Origin of the sequence: Nocardia sp. NPDC058518 (assembly GCF_042719655.1) — a bacterium.
Classification (GTDB): Bacteria; Actinomycetota; Actinomycetes; order Mycobacteriales; family Mycobacteriaceae; genus Nocardia.
This window is the reverse complement of sequence record NZ_JBHXNJ010000020.1, coordinates 139,036-154,882: the sequence shown is the minus strand read 5'-3', so window position 1 is coordinate 154,882 and position 15,847 is coordinate 139,036. Positions and strand designations below refer to the sequence as shown.

The following is a 15,847-nucleotide window of genomic DNA, read 5'->3' as shown; positions in this document are numbered from 1 at the left end:
AGTATCCCCCACCACTGCCCACAATTCGGCGGAGGCCGGGGGGGCCCCCCCCCGCGCCCCCCCGCCAGTGCCCCCCCGCCACAGAATCCCGGGGGGTCGCTTCAATGCCGTCGGGGTCGCTCGAAGCGACCCCGATGCGCACGCTACCGACGTCGATGGCGATCCGGCGGCCCCGACCAGGGTCGGTGGCCGGGTCCGGACGATCGGCGGATTCCTCGCTGGACGAACCAGGGGTGGTCATCAGCCGGCGAGTTCAGCCACCCGGGCGCGGACCGCGGTCAAACCGGTCGGGATGCCCGACGGATCCGAGCCCGCGCCCTGCGCCATCTCCGGCTTGCCGCCACCACGCCCGGCGATACTCGGTCCGAAGGCCGCGACCAGATCGCCGGACTTGAAGCCGAGATCCTGGGCCGCCTTGTTCACGGTCACCACGAACGGCGCCTTGCCCTCGACATTGCCGAGCAGCACGACGACAGCGGCCTCGCTACCGAGACGGCCACGGATATCGGTGGCCAGAGTCCGCAGGTCGCCTGCCGACACGCCCTCGGGGGCCGCAGCGGCCACCAGACGCACCGCACCGACCCGCTCGGCCTGCTCGGCGAACGTGCCCGCCGAGGACAGCACCGCGGCGATCTTGGTGCGCTCGAGTTCCTTCTCGGCCACCTTGAGCCGCTCCACGAGCTGCTCCACCCGACCGGGCACCTCGTCCGACGGCACCTTCAGCGAGGACGCGACACCGGCCAGCAGCGCACGCTCCTTGGCCAGGTACTTGTAGGAGTCGAGGCCGACGAAGGCCTCGACGCGACGCACACCGGAACCGATCGAGGCCTCACCCAGCAGGGTGATCGGGCCGATCTGCGAGGAGTGCTCCACGTGGGTGCCGCCGCACAGTTCCATCGAGAACGGGCCGCCGATCTCCACGACGCGCACCGCGTCGCCGTAGTTCTCGCCGAACAGCGCCATCGCGCCCATTTCCTTGGCCTTGGGCAGATCGGTGACGAAGGTGTTCACCGGGAAGTCCGCGCCGACGGCGTCATTGGAGACGGCCTCGATATCGGCCTTCTGCTGCTCCGACAGCGCGCCCTGCCAGTTGAAGTCGAACCGCAGGTAGCCGGGCTTGTTCAGCGAACCCGCCTGCACGGCGTTGGGGCCCAAGATCTGCCGGAGCGCGGCGTGCACCATGTGCGTGCCGGAGTGTCCCTGGGTGGCGCCGCGACGCCACGCCGGATCCGCTTGCGCGAGAACGACATCGCCCTCGGTGATCTGACCCGACTCGACGGTGGCCTTGTGCACCCAGACCTTCTTGGCGATCTTCTGCACGTCGTTGACCTGCAGTTTCAGGCCCGAGGCAGTGATGGTGCCACGGTCGGCGATCTGACCGCCGGACTCGGCGTACATCGGGCTTCTATCGAGGATGACCTCGATGTTCTGGCCTGCCGTCGCCACCGGGACCCGCACGCCGTCGACGATCAGGGCCAGCACGCTCGCCTCGGAGGTCAGCTCGTCGAAACCGGTGAACTCGGTGGCACCGCGGTCGACCAGTTCCTTGTAGACGGTGAGGTCGGCGTGGGCGTGCTTGCGGGCCTGGGCGTCGTCCTTGGCGCGCTTGCGCTGCTCGGCCATGAGCGAGCGGAAACCGTCCTCGTCGACGGAAAGGCCTGCCTCGGCGGCCATTTCGAGGGTGAGGTCGATCGGGAAGCCGTAGGTGTCGTGCAGGGCGAACGCGTCGGAACCGGTGATCTGCTTGCCACCCTTGGACTTCACCGCGGTGGCGGCGTTGTCGAACAGGGTCTCGCCGGTGTTGAGCGTCTTGAGGAACGCCATCTCCTCGCCGACCGACACCGTCTCGATGCGCGAGAAATCGGTGCCCAGTTCGGGGTAGGACGGCGACATCAGTTCGGTGACGACCTTGATCAGCTCGGCCATCACCGGCTTCTCGGCGCCGAGCAGCCGTGCCGAACGCACGATGCGGCGCAGCAGGCGGCGCAGCACGTAACCGCGGCCGTCGTTGCCGGGGTTCACGCCGTCGGCGATGAGCATCGCGGCGGTGCGGGCGTGGTCGGCGATGACGCGGAAGCGCACGTCGTCGGTGTGATCGACGCCGTAGGAGCGGCCGGTGAGTTCCTCGGCCTTGTCGATGATCGGGCGCATCAGGTCGGTCTCGTAGACGTTGTCCACGCCCTGGAGCAGGAACGCGACACGCTCGACACCCATGCCGGTGTCGATGTTCTGCTTGGGCAGCGGGCCCAGGATCTCGAAGTTGTCCTTGGAGATGCCCGCGCCACGCTCGTTCTGCATGAACACGAGATTCCAGATCTCGATGTAGCGGTCCTCGTCGGCCTCTGGGCCGCCCTCGACGCCGTATTCGGGGCCGCGGTCGTAATAGATCTCCGAACACGGGCCACACGGACCAGGGATGCCCATCGACCAGTAGTTGTCGGCCATGCCGCGGCGCTGGATGCGGTCGGCGGGCACGCCCATCTCGAGCCACATCCGCTCGGCCTCGTCGTCGTCGAGGTAGACGGTGACCCACAGGCGCTCGGGATCGAAGCCGTAGCCGCCGTCTTCGACACTGTCGGTGAGCAACGTCCAGGCCAGGGTGATGGCCTCGCGCTTGAAGTAGTCGCCGAAGCTGAAATTGCCCGCCATCTGGAAGAACGTGTTGTGGCGAGTGGTGATGCCGACGTTCTCGATGTCGAGGGTGCGCACGCACTTCTGCACGCTGGTCGCGGTAGCCCACGGCGGGGTCTGCTGACCCAGGAAATACGGAACGAACTGGACCATGCCCGCATTGACGAACAACAGGTTGGGGTCGGCCAGGATCAGCGAAGCACTTCCGACCTCGGTGTGTCCGGCACGGACGAAATGGTCCAGGAACCGTCGTCGAATCTCGTGGGTCTGCACAAATACCCAGCCTACCGGGCCGGTGCACCAAGTTTTTCATCGACCGGGGTGGTTCGCGCCACGCCCCTGACCGGCTACTTTCCGCGGATGATGCGGCGCAGCTTCTCCAGGCGCGGGGCGATCGTGCGTTCGTTGCCGTGATCGGTGGGCAGGTAGTAGTCGGTACCGACCAATTCGTCGGGCGGATATTGCTGGGTCACGACGCCCTCGCGGTACTTGTGCGGGAACTTGTAGCCCTGGGCATTGCCGAGCAGGGCAGCGCCCGCGTAGTGGCCGTCGCGCAGGTAGGGCGGAACCGCACCGGCCTTGCCGCGGGAGACATCGGCCATGGCCGTGCCGATGGCGGTGGTCACCGCGCCGGATTTGGGGGCGGTGGCGAGGTGGATGGTGGCCTGCGCCAGGGCGAGCTTGCATTCCGGGAGGCCGACCTGTTGAACGACCTGCGCGGCGGCGGTGGCGGTCTGCAGCGCCATCGGGTCGGCCATCCCGATGTCCTCACTGGCGTGGATCATCAGGCGGCGCGCGATGAAGCGGGGATCTTCGCCCGCGGCGAGCATGCGCGCCAGGTAGTGCACGGCCGCGTCGACATCGGAGCCGCGAATGGACTTGATGAAGGCACTGATCACGTCGTAGTGCTGGTCGCCCGCACGGTCGTAGCGGACGGCGGCCTTGTCGACGGTCGCCTCGACCGTTTCCAGTTCGACGGCGCCGTCGGTCGCGGACTCGGCCGAGGCCTCCAAGGCGGTGAGCGCGCGACGAGCGTCGCCACCGGCGATCCGGACGATGTGTTCGATCGCCTCGTCGCTGACGGTGCAGGCCTCGGCCAACCCGCGGTGGTCGCTGATCGCGCGGGCGAGGACGGCGCGGATGTCGTCGGGGGTGAGCGGTTGCAGTTGCAGGACGAGCGAGCGCGACAGCAGCGGGGAGACGACGGAGAACGAGGGGTTCTCCGTGGTCGCGCCGACCAGCAGCACAACCCGGTTCTCGACGGCGGCCAGCAGCGCGTCCTGCTGGGTCTTGGAGAATCGGTGGATCTCGTCGATGAACAGCACGGTCTGCTCGCCCGCGGTGAGTCGGCGCCGGGCGAGGTCGATGACCGCCCGCACCTCCTTGACTCCGGCCGACAGCGCCGACAGCGCTTCGAACCGCCGGCCGGTGGCCTGCGAGAGCAGCGAGGCCAGCGTGGTCTTTCCGGTACCGGGCGGGCCGTAGAGCAGCACCGATGCCGCGCCCGAGCCTTCGACGAGCCGGCGCAGCGGGGAGCCGGGGCCGAGCAGATGCGCCTGACCGATCACCTCGTCCAAGTTCGCGGGACGCATGCGCACGGCGAGCGGCGCGCCCGAGTCGCGACGGAACACCGCATCGGCGCCGGGTTCGGCGGACGCGTGTTCGCCGGGCACGTCGAAAAGGCTGTCGCTCACGTTGTGCAGGGTACCGAGGCGCTCGGACATGTTCTGCGAAGCGCACGAACCGCCCTCGCCCCTGCTCCTGATTTCGACCAGAACCTGCCGCGAAAATGGACAGTTGACCAACATTTCTCGCGAGGACTTGCGCGGGAGCGATTCGTGGACTGTGATCGCTGATCGTGGTCGAAAACAACAGCGCCGTAGCCTCCCAGCCGGTCGGGTTCGCCCGCCGCACCCTGTTCGCCGGTTCCACGGCGGTTGCGGCGGTCGCGGTGCTGGGCACCGCCGCACCCGCCCATGCCGCGGGCGCGGTCTTCCGGCACGGTGTGGCGTCCGGTGATCCGCTGCCCGGCGCGGTCATCTTGTGGACCAGGGTCACCGTCGCCGAGGACGCCACCCCCGGTTCGGGCATCGGCGACGCGACGGCGGTGCGCTGGGAAATCGCCACCGACGCCGGTTTCGGCGCGCTCGCCGCGTCCGGCACCGTCACGACCTCGGCCGATACCGACCACACCGTCAAGGTCGACGCGACCGGCCTCACCCCAGGTCAGGACTACTTCTACCGCTTCACCACGCGCGGCGAGACCTCCCCGGTCGGCCGTACCAGGACCGCGCCCGCACCGGACAGCGAGGTCGACCGCCTGCGGCTGGGCCTGGTCTCCTGCGCCAACTGGGAAGCGGGCTGGTTCGGCGCCTACCGGCACCTGGCCGCGCGCACCGATCTCGACGCGATCGTGCACCTCGGCGACTACATCTACGAGTACGCCCGCGGGAAGTACACCGGCCGCAACGGCGCGGTCCGCGGACACGACCCGGTGAACGAGATCCTCACCCTCACCGACTACCGCACCCGCCACGGCCAGTACAAGACCGATCCCGACCTGATGGCCCTGCACGCCGCGGTGCCGTTCATCTGCACCTGGGACGACCACGAGTCGGCCGACAACTCCTGGCGCGAGGGCGCGGAGAACCACGACCCGGCCACCGAAGGTCCCTGGGTCGACCGCAAGGCCGCCTCTGCCCGCGCCTACCTGGAGTGGATGCCGGTGCGCGCGACCCGGGCCGACGGTCAGGTGCAGATCTACCGCCGCTTGCGTTTCGGCACGCTCGCGGAACTGTCGATGCTGGATCTGCGCAGCTACCGCGACGAGGAGGCCGGGCCGGGCGCCGGCTGGCGCCACGCCGACGACCCGTCCCGCACGATCACCGGCCGCGCCCAGATGGATTGGCTCACCGCCGGACTCACCTCCTCCCCCACCCGCTGGAAGCTGATCGGCAACTCGGTGATGGTCGCGCCGCTGGTGTTCCCGCCGTTGGACGCGGCAACGACCCAGGCGATCACCGAGGCGCTCGGGATCCCGCAGGGCGGCATCACCGTCAACGGTGACCAGTGGGACGGCTACACCGCCGACCGCGACACCCTGTTCCGGACGATCACCGACAACGCGGTGAGCGACGTCGTGTTCCTAACCGGCGACATCCACACCTCCTGGGCCGCGGACCTGCCGTTGAACGCCGCGAACTACCCGGGCGGGCCGACGGTCGGCGCGGAGTTCGTCATCCCGTCGGTCACCTCCGCCAGCGTCGGCGACCTGCTGAGGGTGCCCGCCCGCACCGCGTCGGTACCGGCGGAGGAGGCCATCAAGGCGGCCAACCACCACCTGCGCTACACCGAGCTCGATTCACACGGTTTCGGCGTGCTGGAGGTAACCGAGTCCCAGACACAGATGGACTGGTTCTACGTCGCCGACGTCACCGATCCCGCCACCGGCGTGCGGCACGGCGCGTCGTTCGCCGTCGCGGCGGGCGGACGGGTCGAACCGCGGCCGGCTCCGGTGCTCTGACCGGGGTTCGCCGCGGCGCCGCGGAAATCGGCGCAGAATTCTTCGGACAGGGTTGTCGATTGCGCCCGCGGTCGCTCGGGGGGGGGGCCCCCCCCCCCGCCGCGCGGGCAGCCCCACACCCGAAGGAGCACCGTCATGAGTCAGTACCTGGTCCTGATCTACGGCGACGAATCCACCTACGCCGCGTACTCCCCCGCCGAGTTCGATGACATGCTCGCCGCGCATCGTGCCTTCCAGCAGATCGCCGGTGACGCCAACCTCGGCGGGCAAGCGTTGCAGCCCACCGCGACCGCCACCACGATCCGCCACGATGCGGGCGGCGAGGTCGTCATCACCGACGGGCCGTTCGCCGAGGCGAAGGAAGCGCTCGGCGGCTACTACCTGCTCGAGGCGCCGGACCTGGACGCCGCGATCGCCATCGCCGCGCAGGTGCCTGCCCCCACCGGTGGCGTCGAAGTGCGCCCGATCCAGGTCTACCCGCAGTCGTGACCACGGCGGCGGCCGCGGCCGTCGAGCAGGCGCACCGTCGTGAATGGGCTTTCGTGCTCGCCGCGACGGTGCGGCTGGTCCGCGACTTCGACCTCGCCGAGGAATGCGTGCAGGACGCGTACGCGACGGCGCTGACCGCTTGGGCCAGCGACGGTGTCCCGGCCAAGCCCGGTGCCTGGCTCACGACGGTCGCGCGGCGCCGCGGCCTCGACCTGCTGCGCCGCGAGGGCACCTTCCGTCGCGCGCTGCCACGGCTCGTCGTCGACGAACCGGTCGCCGACCCCGCCGACCTGGCGCTGGCCGACCTGGCCGACCCGGCGATCCCCGACGACCGGCTGCGGCTGATCAGCACCTGCTGCCACCCCGCGCTCGCGCCGCAGGCGCAGGTAGCGCTGACCCTGCGGCTGGTCTGCGGTGTCACCACCGCCGAGGTGGCTCGCGCCTTCCTGGTGAGCGAGGCGACCATGGCCGCGCGCATCACCCGCGCCAAGAAGAAGATCGCGGTAGCGGCCATCCCGTATCGAGTGCCCTCGGTACGGGAGCTGCCGCAACGGCTCGATTCCATCTGCGCGGTGATCCACCTGCTGTTCACCACCGGCCACACCGCGCCCGTCGGCGATGTGCTGGTTCGGGCGGATCTCGTCGACCGGTCGCTGCAGCTGGCCAGGATGATGCACGCGCTCGTCCCCGACGACCCATCGGTGACCGGGCTGCTGGCGCTGATCCTGCTCACCGACGCCCGCCGAGCAGCGCGCGTCGACGCCGAGGGCAATCTGTGCACGCTCGAACACCAGGACCGCGACCGCTGGGACAGCGCCGCCATCGTCGAGGGCATCGCGCTGGTGAAACACGCTCTGCCACATACCGACCGGTATACCTTGCAGGCCGCGATCGCCGCGGTCCACGACGAGGCGCCCACCTGGGCCGACACCGACTGGCGGGAGATCATCGGCCTCTACCGGCTGTTGCTGCGCGATTCGCCGTCGCCGGTCGCCGGGCTCAATCACGCCATCGCGGTCGGCCTCGCCGGTGATCCGGCACAGGCGCTGGCGCTGCTCGATCCGCTCGGCTCGGAACCGGCGCTGGCGGCCTACGGCTATCTCGACGCCGCCCGCGCCGCCTTCCTCACCGATCTCGGACGCACCGACGAAGCGATCGCCGCCTACGAGTCGGCGCTACTGCTCACCGACAACGCGGTCGAACGTGCCCATCTGCGAGGCAAACTCGCCGCGCTGACCCGCTGATCACCTGGCGCACTCCGTGATCGGGGTCAGGCGCCTTCGGCCGCCAGCTCCCGCTTCCATTCGCGGAAGCCCTCCTCGGTGCGGCCGCGCCGCCAGTAGCCCGAGATCGAGAGCCATTTCGGCGCGACGCCGCGTTCCTTGCGCAGGTACGGGCGCAGCTGACGCATCACGGACTCGGCCTCGCCGTGCACGAACGCTTGGACCTGTCCCGGCAGCCACTCGGCCGCACGCACCGCGGCCACCAGTGGCGAGTGCGCCCCGGCGAGGTCGTCGGTGATCCGGTCCGAGGACACACCGCGATGCACCCAGTGCAGGCGCAGGTCGGCAGGCGAGACGAGGGAGATCTCGTCCTCGGTGCCGCCCACCTCGACGAACACGAGGGCGGGCGCACCGGTCGGCAACGCTTCGAGCGCGGCCGCGATCGCGGGCAGCGCCGATTCGTCCCCGGCGAGCAGATACCACTCGGCCGCCGGATCGGGCGCGAACGCACCGCCTGGTCCGTTCAGCCAGAACCGCTCGCCCGGCTCCACCGAGCTCGCCCATGGACCTGCCACGCCCTCGTCACCGTGCACTACGAAGTCGATGCTGAGCTCGCGCCGCTCGGCGTCGAAGGACCGCACGGTGTAGGTGCGCAGCACGGGCTGGCTCTCCGGGCCGAGCGTCGCCCGCACCGTGTCGAGATCGAACGGCTCGGGGTATTCGACGCCGGGCACCGGGAAGACCAACTTCACGTAGGCGTCGGTGAACGCGTTCGGTGTGAATCCGTCCGAGACGGTGCCGATCACCCGCACCAGGTGCGGGGTCAACCACTGCTTACGGACGACTGTGACGGTGACAGGTATCGGCACGGCTGCTCCCAACTCCTCAGATCCTTGCCGACGGTACCCGCGTCGCGCCGGGAAGTGGGGAGCCCGCTCGCGCCGCTACTCCGACCAGCGCTCTTCGAGCATCGCCGAGACCTGTTCGGCGAAGTCGCCGACCGCGTCGTCACCGGTCATCCTGGCGTCCTCGGCCAGCGCGGACCAACGGTTGATCAGCGCTTCCGAGCGCGGCACCGACAGCCCGTGCTCGCGGGCGGTGGCGATGCGAGCGTGGTCGGCGGGCAGGAACCAGTAGGTGGACAGCCAGACCCAGATCAACCGGGCTTCGAGGATCCGTTCGGCCAGGACGGTGTCGTCGGCCAGCGACGGCCAGACGCCGACCACGGCCGAGCGCCAGGCCTCGACCATTTCCTTGGCACGGCTGCGCGAGAGTTCGAAATCGCACAGGCAGCCGGGGAACGAGACCAGCGCATAGGCGATATCGAGGGTGGCGTCGCGGAAACCGCCCCACTCGTAGTCGAGGAACCGCGCGCCTTCCTCGTTCATGATCACGTTGTCGGGGCACAGGTCCGACGGGCTGAACGCGCGATAGCGGCCACCGGTGAACAGGCGGTTGCCGTGCACGATGCGCTCGGCGATCTCGCCCGGCACCTCGATGCCGAACTCGGCCTCGAGCAGACCGGGGACCTCGGCGATGGCGGCCTGGGCCTGCTGGGCGATCCCGTCGACGCGGTGCACCGAGTCGACCCGCCGCATCAGGGCGACGAAATCGGGTTCGCGACCGACCGTCGCTGCGTGCATCCGGCCCAGCGCCTGCGCGAACGCCATCAGCGAGTTCCGGGTGCCTGGCTCCACGCGTGCCTGCAGCACCGAGGTGAGCAGCGCGTTGTCGCCGAGATCGGACAACACGAGGAGCCGGTCGGGGACGCTGTGCGCGATCAGGAAGGCACCGGGTCGCTGCTCGCGGCTCAGCGCGGTGGTGAACTGGTAGGACACCGCCTCGCGTAGGAAGGCCGCGTCGATGCTGGCGACGCCGGGCGCCAAACCACCGGTGCGGCGGTCAGGACTGGAACCGCGCACCTGCTTCACGATCAGCGTGCGCGGCAAGGAAAATGCGTTTTCCGCAACACGCACGCGTAGGACTGTCGTCCTACCACTGCCGCTGAGCTCGATCGGATCACTCAGCTTTACCGGAGCACCCATTCGCTTTGTGAGCAACTGTTGTGCTGCGGACACGACGTCGGCGGCGCGTTCGGCCAATAGTGCGGTCATCGCCTCTCAAGCTACTCGTACCCGGTCACTTCTAGCGAGCGGTTGGACAACCTTTCCGCGTCGTTCGGCGTGTTGGCGCCGAGGTTGCGCGTATGTGCCTGTTCGCTTGACACATCAGTCGGTCTTCGGGTTTTCTCATCGTGAACTGCTGTGCGCCACACCGCAAACCGGTTGAGTCGAAAGGTCTATCACAGTGACCGACACTCCGTACGCCGCATCGAGCGATTCACCGGGCGGGTCGCCTGTTCCTGGCGGTGGCGGACAGTTCGCCCGGCCAGCGGGCAGACATGAGGGAACCGGGCAACCACCGGCTCCCGGTTCGGGTCCGAGCAGGCACGGAATGGCCGGTGGCGCAGGCTATCCGCAATTCGAGGGCCCCGGCGCCGCCCAGTACGGGCAGGAGCCGGTCGAGCCGCCACCGCCGATTGCCGGCCAGGGCGGGCACACACCGCAGTACGGGCCCGCGGGCACGGGTCCCGGTTACGCGGTCCCCCAGGCTAAACCGGAGAATCCCACGTACGCCCCCGCCCCCGCATCCGGCGTGTCGCAGGGTGGTGGTGGGCAGACGCCCGGTTACTACCATTCGGGAGCACAGGCCCTCGATATCGGCCGTTCGCTGAGCTACGGCTGGGAGCGATTCCGGGCCAATCCGGGACCGTGGCTCGGCGTCACCGCGGTCGGAGTCCTGATCTATCTCGGCTTCGTCGCCGTCGTCCAGATCGTCCAACCGACATCACCGTTCAGCGTCCTGTTCCTGTTCTTGCTGGTGATCGTCGCGCTGTGGCTGCTGCAGGCGGCGATGGTGCGCGGCGCGCTCTACGAAACCGATGGGTACCCACCTGCTTTCGGGTCGTTCTTCCGGTTCGTCAACGCGGGCAATGTCCTGCTGACCTCGCTGCTGGCGTTCACCATCACCCTGCTGCTGTCGTCGCTGTGCCTGGCGCCGGGGGTGATCGCCGGGTTCCTGTGCATGTTCTCGCTGCACTTCGTGATCGATCAGGACTACGGCCCGGTGGAAGCGATCAAGGCGAGCGCGCAGCTGGTGCTGGCGAATCTGTGGGCGTCGCTGCTGCTGGCGCTGACCGTCATGCTGGTCACCGTCGTCGGCGCGGCACTGTGCGGGCTCGGCCTGTTCGTCGCCGGGCCCGTGTGCGTGATCGCGGTGACCTACTCCTATCGGATGCTGACGGCGGGGCCGGTGGCCCGCGTCTGAGGTCAGCGTTCCAGGGCGCTCCGCATGCCGATGGCCCGCTTGAACCGGCCGATCGGACCCCTCTCGTCGCCCGCCTTCGGCCGCAGCTCGAGCACCAGCACCCCGGCGATCACGATGCCGACCAGGTTCACCGCCAGCTGGCCCGCCGACTCGAACGCCCGGTGCCACTGTCCGACCGTGGCCGCCACCACCGCGTACCCGGCGGCGGGCACGGTCGTCACCGAGATGAAGACCCCGATCAGGGCCGCCGACTTCGCGGTGACCAGCGACAACATGCCCGCCGCACCGGCGAGCAAGGCCACGACCAGGGAGAACGGACCGACCTCGTAGATGAAGTCGACGCTGTGCGCGTCGACCACACCCGCGGTGGTGATCCAGCCGAGCTTCTCCCACACGATCGTCGCGCCGAGCGTGACCACCATCGCGATCGGGAACGCCACCGCCAATGCGATCACGGAGCGCCGCGCCAACCGCCAATTGCGCCGCACCAGCGCCACCGAGAGCGCTGCCAGGGGACCGAACTCCGGGCCGACCACCATCGCGCCGACGATGGTGACCGGCGAGTTGGTCGCCACACCGATCGCGGCGAGCAGGCAGGCGATGGTCAGGAACGCGACGAAGGTGGCGTTGAGCGAGGATTCCTCGTGGGTTTCCTTGAGCAGTTGCTCCCAGATCACCGCGTCGCTCGGATCACCGGGCGCCGCCCGGACGGCGCGGTCGGCGGCATCGGAGAGGACCGCGGTGACCGGGCCGAGGGTGATCCCGCCGTGCTCGACGATGCCGAGCGACTTCACGTCGGCGAGCACCGTGTTGCCCGCCTCCCGAGCCACATCGGCTTGGACGAGATCGCCCACGGGGTCGAGCGCGACACCGCGCGCCACCGTCAGGTGGGTGACGCCGGCGTCGGCTTCGAGGATCCGCACCAGCTCGTCGGTCTGCTCGGGCGGGCTGATCACGCGAAGATGTAGCACCGGTGTCCTCCTGATCGGTATCGCCGGTGGCGATACGGGAACTGACCAGAAGGTACCGGGCTACCCTCGATGACCGCTATTTCTCGGCCGGAACAACTTTCGGCGCGGCGGTGGCCTCGCCGCCCTTGGCCTTGACCTCGGGCTTGGCGTCGATGCCGGCTTCCTTGCGCTGCTGCGCGGTGATCTGCGCGGGCGCGTCGGTGAGCGGGTCGACACCGCCACCGGTCTTCGGGAACGCGATCACCTCGCGGATCGAGTCCTCGCCGGCCAGCAGCGCGGTGATGCGGTCCCAGCCGAAGGCGATGCCGCCGTGCGGCGGGGCGCCGTAGGCGAACGCGTCGAGCAGGAAGCCGAACTTGTCCTGGGCTTCGGCGTGGTCGATGCCCATCACCGCGAACACCCGTTCCTGCACATCGCGACGGTGGATACGGATGGAACCGCCACCGATCTCGTTGCCGTTGCAGACGATGTCGTAGGCGTAGGCCAGCGCGGAACCGGGGTCGGTGTCGAAGGTGTCCAGCGACTCCGGCTTGGGCGAGGTGAACGCGTGGTGCACCGCGGTCCAGGCCGAGTAGCCGAGGGCGACGTCACCGCTGGCGGTCGCCTCGGCGGTCGGCTCGAACATCGGGGCGTCGACGATCCAGACGAAGGCCCAGGCGTTCGGGTCGATGAGGTCGCACTTGCGGGCGATCTCGCCGCGCGCGGCACCCAGCAGGGCACGCTGCGCCTTGGTGGGGCCGGCCGCGAAGAACACGCAGTCACCCGGCACCGCGCCGACATGCTTGGCCAGGCCTTCGCGCTCGGCGTCGGACAGGTTCTTGGCAACCGGGCCACCGAGGGTGCCGTCTTCGTTGATCAGGATGTACGCAAGGCCCTTGGCGCCACGCTGCTTCGCCCAGTCCTGCCACGCGTCGAGCTGGCGCCGAGGCTGGCTCGCGCCACCCGGCATCACGACCGCGCCCACGTACTCCGCCTGGAACACCCGGAACGGGGTGTCCTTGAAGTACTCGGCGCATTCGGTGATCTCGATCCCGAAACGCAGGTCGGGCTTGTCGGAGCCGTAGCGCCGCATCGCCTCCGCGTACGTCATGTGCGGGATCGGGGTGACGATGTCGTGGCCGACCAGCTTCCACAGCGAAGTCAGGATGTCCTCGGCCAGCAGGATCACATCGTCCTGGCGCACGAAGCTCATCTCGATGTCGAGCTGAGTGAACTCCGGCTGACGGTCGGCGCGGAAGTCCTCGTCGCGGTAGCAGCGCGCGATCTGGTAGTAGCGCTCGATGCCGCCGACCATGAGCAGCTGCTTGAACAGCTGCGGGCTCTGCGGCAGCGCGTAGAAGCTGCCCGGCTGCAGGCGCGCGGGAACCAGGAAGTCGCGAGCACCCTCGGGGGTGGAGCGGGTGAGGGTGGGGGTCTCGACCTCGACGAAGTCGTGGCCCGCCAGCACGTTGCGGGCGGCGGCGTTGACCTTGGACCGCAGCCGGATGGCGTGGCCGGGGCCTTCGCGGCGCAGGTCGAGGTAGCGATACTTGAGGCGGGCCTCGTCGCCGGGGGTCTCGTCGAGCTGGAACGGCAGCGGCGCGCTCTCGTTGAGCACGAGAAGTTCCTTGGCGTCGACCTCGATCTGCCCGGTCGGCAGCTCCGGGTTCTCGTTGCCGTCGGGACGCAGTTCCACCACACCGGTGACCTGCACACAGAATTCCGCGCGCAGCTTGTGGGCCTGTTCGGCCGCCTCGCCCTCGCGGAAAACCACCTGCGAGACGCCGGAAGCGTCGCGCAGATCGATGAAGGTCACACCACCGTGGTCACGACGCCTCGCCACCCAGCCGGTGAGGGTGACGGTCTGACCGGCGTGCTCGCTTCGCAGCGAACCAGCCAAGTGGGTGCGCAGCACGGTATTCCTTTCGACAGACTTTCGCGGACTCGTCGCACCGGCGCGGATGTCCGGGTGCACTGCCATCGTAGTGAGACACGGTGCCCGAGTGAAAACCGATATCTACCCCACCGTGTCAAGCTTGTGACACCTGTTCGCCGTCGCTGGTCCCGCCGACGGTGAATCATGCTGTGAGGCAGCCCGACATCCGAGCGAAGGCGAGTACCGCGATGACCTTCAACGAAGGTATGCAGATCGACCCCGGCCGGGCTTCCTCGGGTGGCGGACCCGGCACGGGCGGCAAACTCGCCCTCGGCGGCGGCGCGGGCGGCCTGATCCTGTTGGTGATCACCTTGCTCATGGGTGGCGATCCGGGGTCGGTGCTCGGCAACTTCACCGGTGCGCAGGGCGAGCAGGCGCAGCCGGGGACCGCGGGGACGCCGACCCACTGCAAGACCGGCGCCGACGCGAACAAGTACGTCGACTGCCGGGTGGTGGCCACCGCGCAGAGCCTGGACGCGGTGTGGTCGGTGCAGCTGCCCGAACAGACCGGCAAGCGATACGTGCAGCCCGAACTGGTGCTGTTCACCGGTGCCGTGAGCACCGCGTGCGGTAATGCCACCAGTGATGTCGGCCCGTTCTACTGCCCCGCCGACCAGACCGCCTACTTCGACACCGCCTTCTTCCAGGAACTGACCGACCGTTTCGGCGCGAGCGCGGGACCGCTGGCGCAGGAGTACGTGGTCGCGCACGAGGTCGGCCACCACATCCAGAACCAGCTCGGCGATATCGGTAAGGCCCAGCGCGATCCGCAGGGCGCGACCTCCGGCGCGGTGCGCACCGAACTGCAGGCCGACTGCTACGCGGGCATCTGGGCCAACTTCGCCGACAAGCAGCCCTCACCGGGCGGCGGGCAGCCCTTCCTGAAGCCCCTGTCCGACAAGGACATTCGCGACGCGCTGTCGGCCGCCAATGCCGTCGGCGACGACCGCATCCAGCGCTCAGCGGGGCGCGGGGTCAATCCCGAGTCGTGGACCCATGGGTCCTCCGAACAGCGGCAGAAATGGTTCCTCGTCGGCTACCGGACCGGGTCGGTGCAGTCGTGCGACACCTATTCCGCGCGTGACCTCGACAACCCGCCCGGGCTACGCTGACCCCCGAACGCGATACCCACGCACTGTCTTTCGATCGAGGGGAACCCATGCGCCCGACCCTGACCGGACTGCTCGTCTGCGCTCTCGCCCTGCCCGGCGCGGGCGCACTCGCCCATGCCGATCCGGCGCCACTACCGCTGGTGAGCCTGACCACGATCCCCGACGGCTGGTCACAGCGCACCGACCTGCGCCCGGTCTTGCAGGTCTTTCCCGACGGCGAAGCCGTGCACATGCCCGATGCGGTGAGCAAGGACCGTAAACCCGAGACCGCGCCCAAGAAGGTGACCGGAACGGTTGCCGCCGACGTGATCTCGGCCGCGCGCGAGGAGATCAACGCACTGAAGGACACCGATTTCGGGATCCCGGCAGGCGATAACCGGGGCACCCAGATCATCGACCTGATGCCCGAGGATCCGGCCGACGAGATCCACCTGGTCATCTACTCCCCCGAGGCGTCCGATGGCCTCAACCCGGAGCAGAAGGCCGCCCGTAAGCGCTTCACCGACCTCTACAAGAAGCTGGTCGACGCCTTCAAGAGCTGATCGTTCGACGCCGAACCGAAAGGGGCGCGCCCGGTGGTTCCGGCGCGGGCCGTTGCCGGGCGAACCCGGGGGCGGGCGCCGGCGCGGGGCGGGGGGAGCCGGGGGGGGCGGCCC

At 69.1% G+C, this 15,847-nt stretch carries 12 protein-coding genes and 1 pseudogene; 6 read left to right on the top strand and 7 right to left on the bottom strand.

Annotation, left to right across the window (positions count from 1 at the left end; translation table 11 throughout):
• The 3 genes and pseudogenes from ACFWPX_RS29010 to ACFWPX_RS29000 all read right to left on the bottom strand — a co-directional run.
• A pseudogene (locus ACFWPX_RS29010) lies at positions 1 to 241 on the bottom strand (Holliday junction resolvase RuvX); the annotation flags it as partial.
• Entirely contained in the window at positions 241 to 2,904 is a 2,664-nt protein-coding gene (alaS, locus tag ACFWPX_RS29005) for an alanine--tRNA ligase (protein WP_378930714.1), read from the bottom strand. The gene alaS and the pseudogene ACFWPX_RS29010, both read right to left, overlap by 1 nt.
• Before the next feature lie 74 nt (positions 2,905 to 2,978).
• Positions 2,979 to 4,355, bottom strand: a complete 1,377-nt coding sequence (locus tag ACFWPX_RS29000; protein ID WP_378930712.1) for a replication-associated recombination protein A — start codon at positions 4,353 to 4,355, stop codon at positions 2,979 to 2,981.
• 134 nt (positions 4,356 to 4,489) lie between these two features.
• Between ACFWPX_RS29000 and ACFWPX_RS28995 the strand changes: the two genes are divergently transcribed.
• The 3 genes from ACFWPX_RS28995 (at position 4,490) to ACFWPX_RS28985 (ending at position 7,887) form a co-directional block, all read left to right on the top strand.
• Entirely contained in the window at positions 4,490 to 6,154 is a 1,665-nt protein-coding gene (locus ACFWPX_RS28995) for an alkaline phosphatase D family protein (RefSeq protein WP_378930710.1), read from the top strand.
• A 135-nt stretch (positions 6,155 to 6,289) separates the two neighbouring features.
• Entirely contained in the window at positions 6,290 to 6,643 is a 354-nt protein-coding gene (locus ACFWPX_RS28990) for a YciI family protein (RefSeq protein ID WP_378913039.1), read from the top strand.
• On the top strand, positions 6,640 to 7,887 hold the full coding sequence (locus ACFWPX_RS28985) for an RNA polymerase sigma factor (protein WP_378930708.1): 1,248 nt from the start codon (positions 6,640 to 6,642) through the stop codon (positions 7,885 to 7,887). The genes ACFWPX_RS28990 and ACFWPX_RS28985 overlap by 4 nt, the downstream gene beginning before the upstream one ends.
• Before the next feature lie 26 nt (positions 7,888 to 7,913).
• Here the strand turns inward: ACFWPX_RS28985 and ACFWPX_RS28980 are convergent, their stop codons facing one another.
• Both ACFWPX_RS28980 and ACFWPX_RS28975 read right to left on the bottom strand, forming a co-directional pair.
• Positions 7,914 to 8,747 carry a siderophore-interacting protein gene (locus ACFWPX_RS28980; RefSeq protein WP_378930706.1) on the bottom strand — a complete coding sequence of 278 codons (834 nt, stop codon included), beginning with the start codon at positions 8,745 to 8,747 and terminating at the stop codon, positions 7,914 to 7,916.
• Between the two features lie 63 nt (positions 8,748 to 8,810).
• Entirely contained in the window at positions 8,811 to 9,980 is a 1,170-nt protein-coding gene (locus ACFWPX_RS28975) for a phosphotransferase family protein (RefSeq protein ID WP_378913042.1), read from the bottom strand.
• A gap of 340 nt (positions 9,981 to 10,320) precedes the next feature.
• Between ACFWPX_RS28975 and ACFWPX_RS28970 the strand changes: the two genes are divergently transcribed.
• Entirely contained in the window at positions 10,321 to 11,193 is an 873-nt protein-coding gene (locus ACFWPX_RS28970) for a hypothetical protein (RefSeq protein WP_378930703.1), read from the top strand.
• Between the two features lie 2 nt (positions 11,194 to 11,195).
• On the opposite strand, the gene ACFWPX_RS28965 is transcribed toward ACFWPX_RS28970, so the two are convergent.
• On the bottom strand, positions 11,196 to 12,164 hold the full coding sequence (locus ACFWPX_RS28965; protein WP_378913044.1) for a DUF389 domain-containing protein: 969 nt from the start codon (positions 12,162 to 12,164) through the stop codon (positions 11,196 to 11,198).
• Positions 12,165 to 12,240: 76 nt separating this feature from the next.
• Complete coding sequence (aspS, locus tag ACFWPX_RS28960; RefSeq protein ID WP_378930701.1) at positions 12,241 to 14,058, bottom strand: aspartate--tRNA ligase; 1,818 nt, start codon at positions 14,056 to 14,058, stop codon at positions 12,241 to 12,243.
• A gap of 209 nt (positions 14,059 to 14,267) precedes the next feature.
• Between aspS and ACFWPX_RS28955 the strand changes: the two genes are divergently transcribed.
• Both ACFWPX_RS28955 and ACFWPX_RS28950 read left to right on the top strand, forming a co-directional pair.
• Positions 14,268 to 15,191: a neutral zinc metallopeptidase gene (locus ACFWPX_RS28955; RefSeq protein WP_378913047.1), complete on the top strand. Its 924-nt coding sequence runs from the start codon at positions 14,268 to 14,270 to the stop codon at positions 15,189 to 15,191.
• Positions 15,192 to 15,238: 47 nt separating this feature from the next.
• The gene (locus ACFWPX_RS28950; protein WP_378930699.1) at positions 15,239 to 15,733 is read left to right on the top strand and encodes a hypothetical protein; all 495 of its coding nucleotides are present in this window, start codon (positions 15,239 to 15,241) and stop codon (positions 15,731 to 15,733) included.
• Positions 15,734 to 15,847 lie beyond the last annotated feature (114 nt).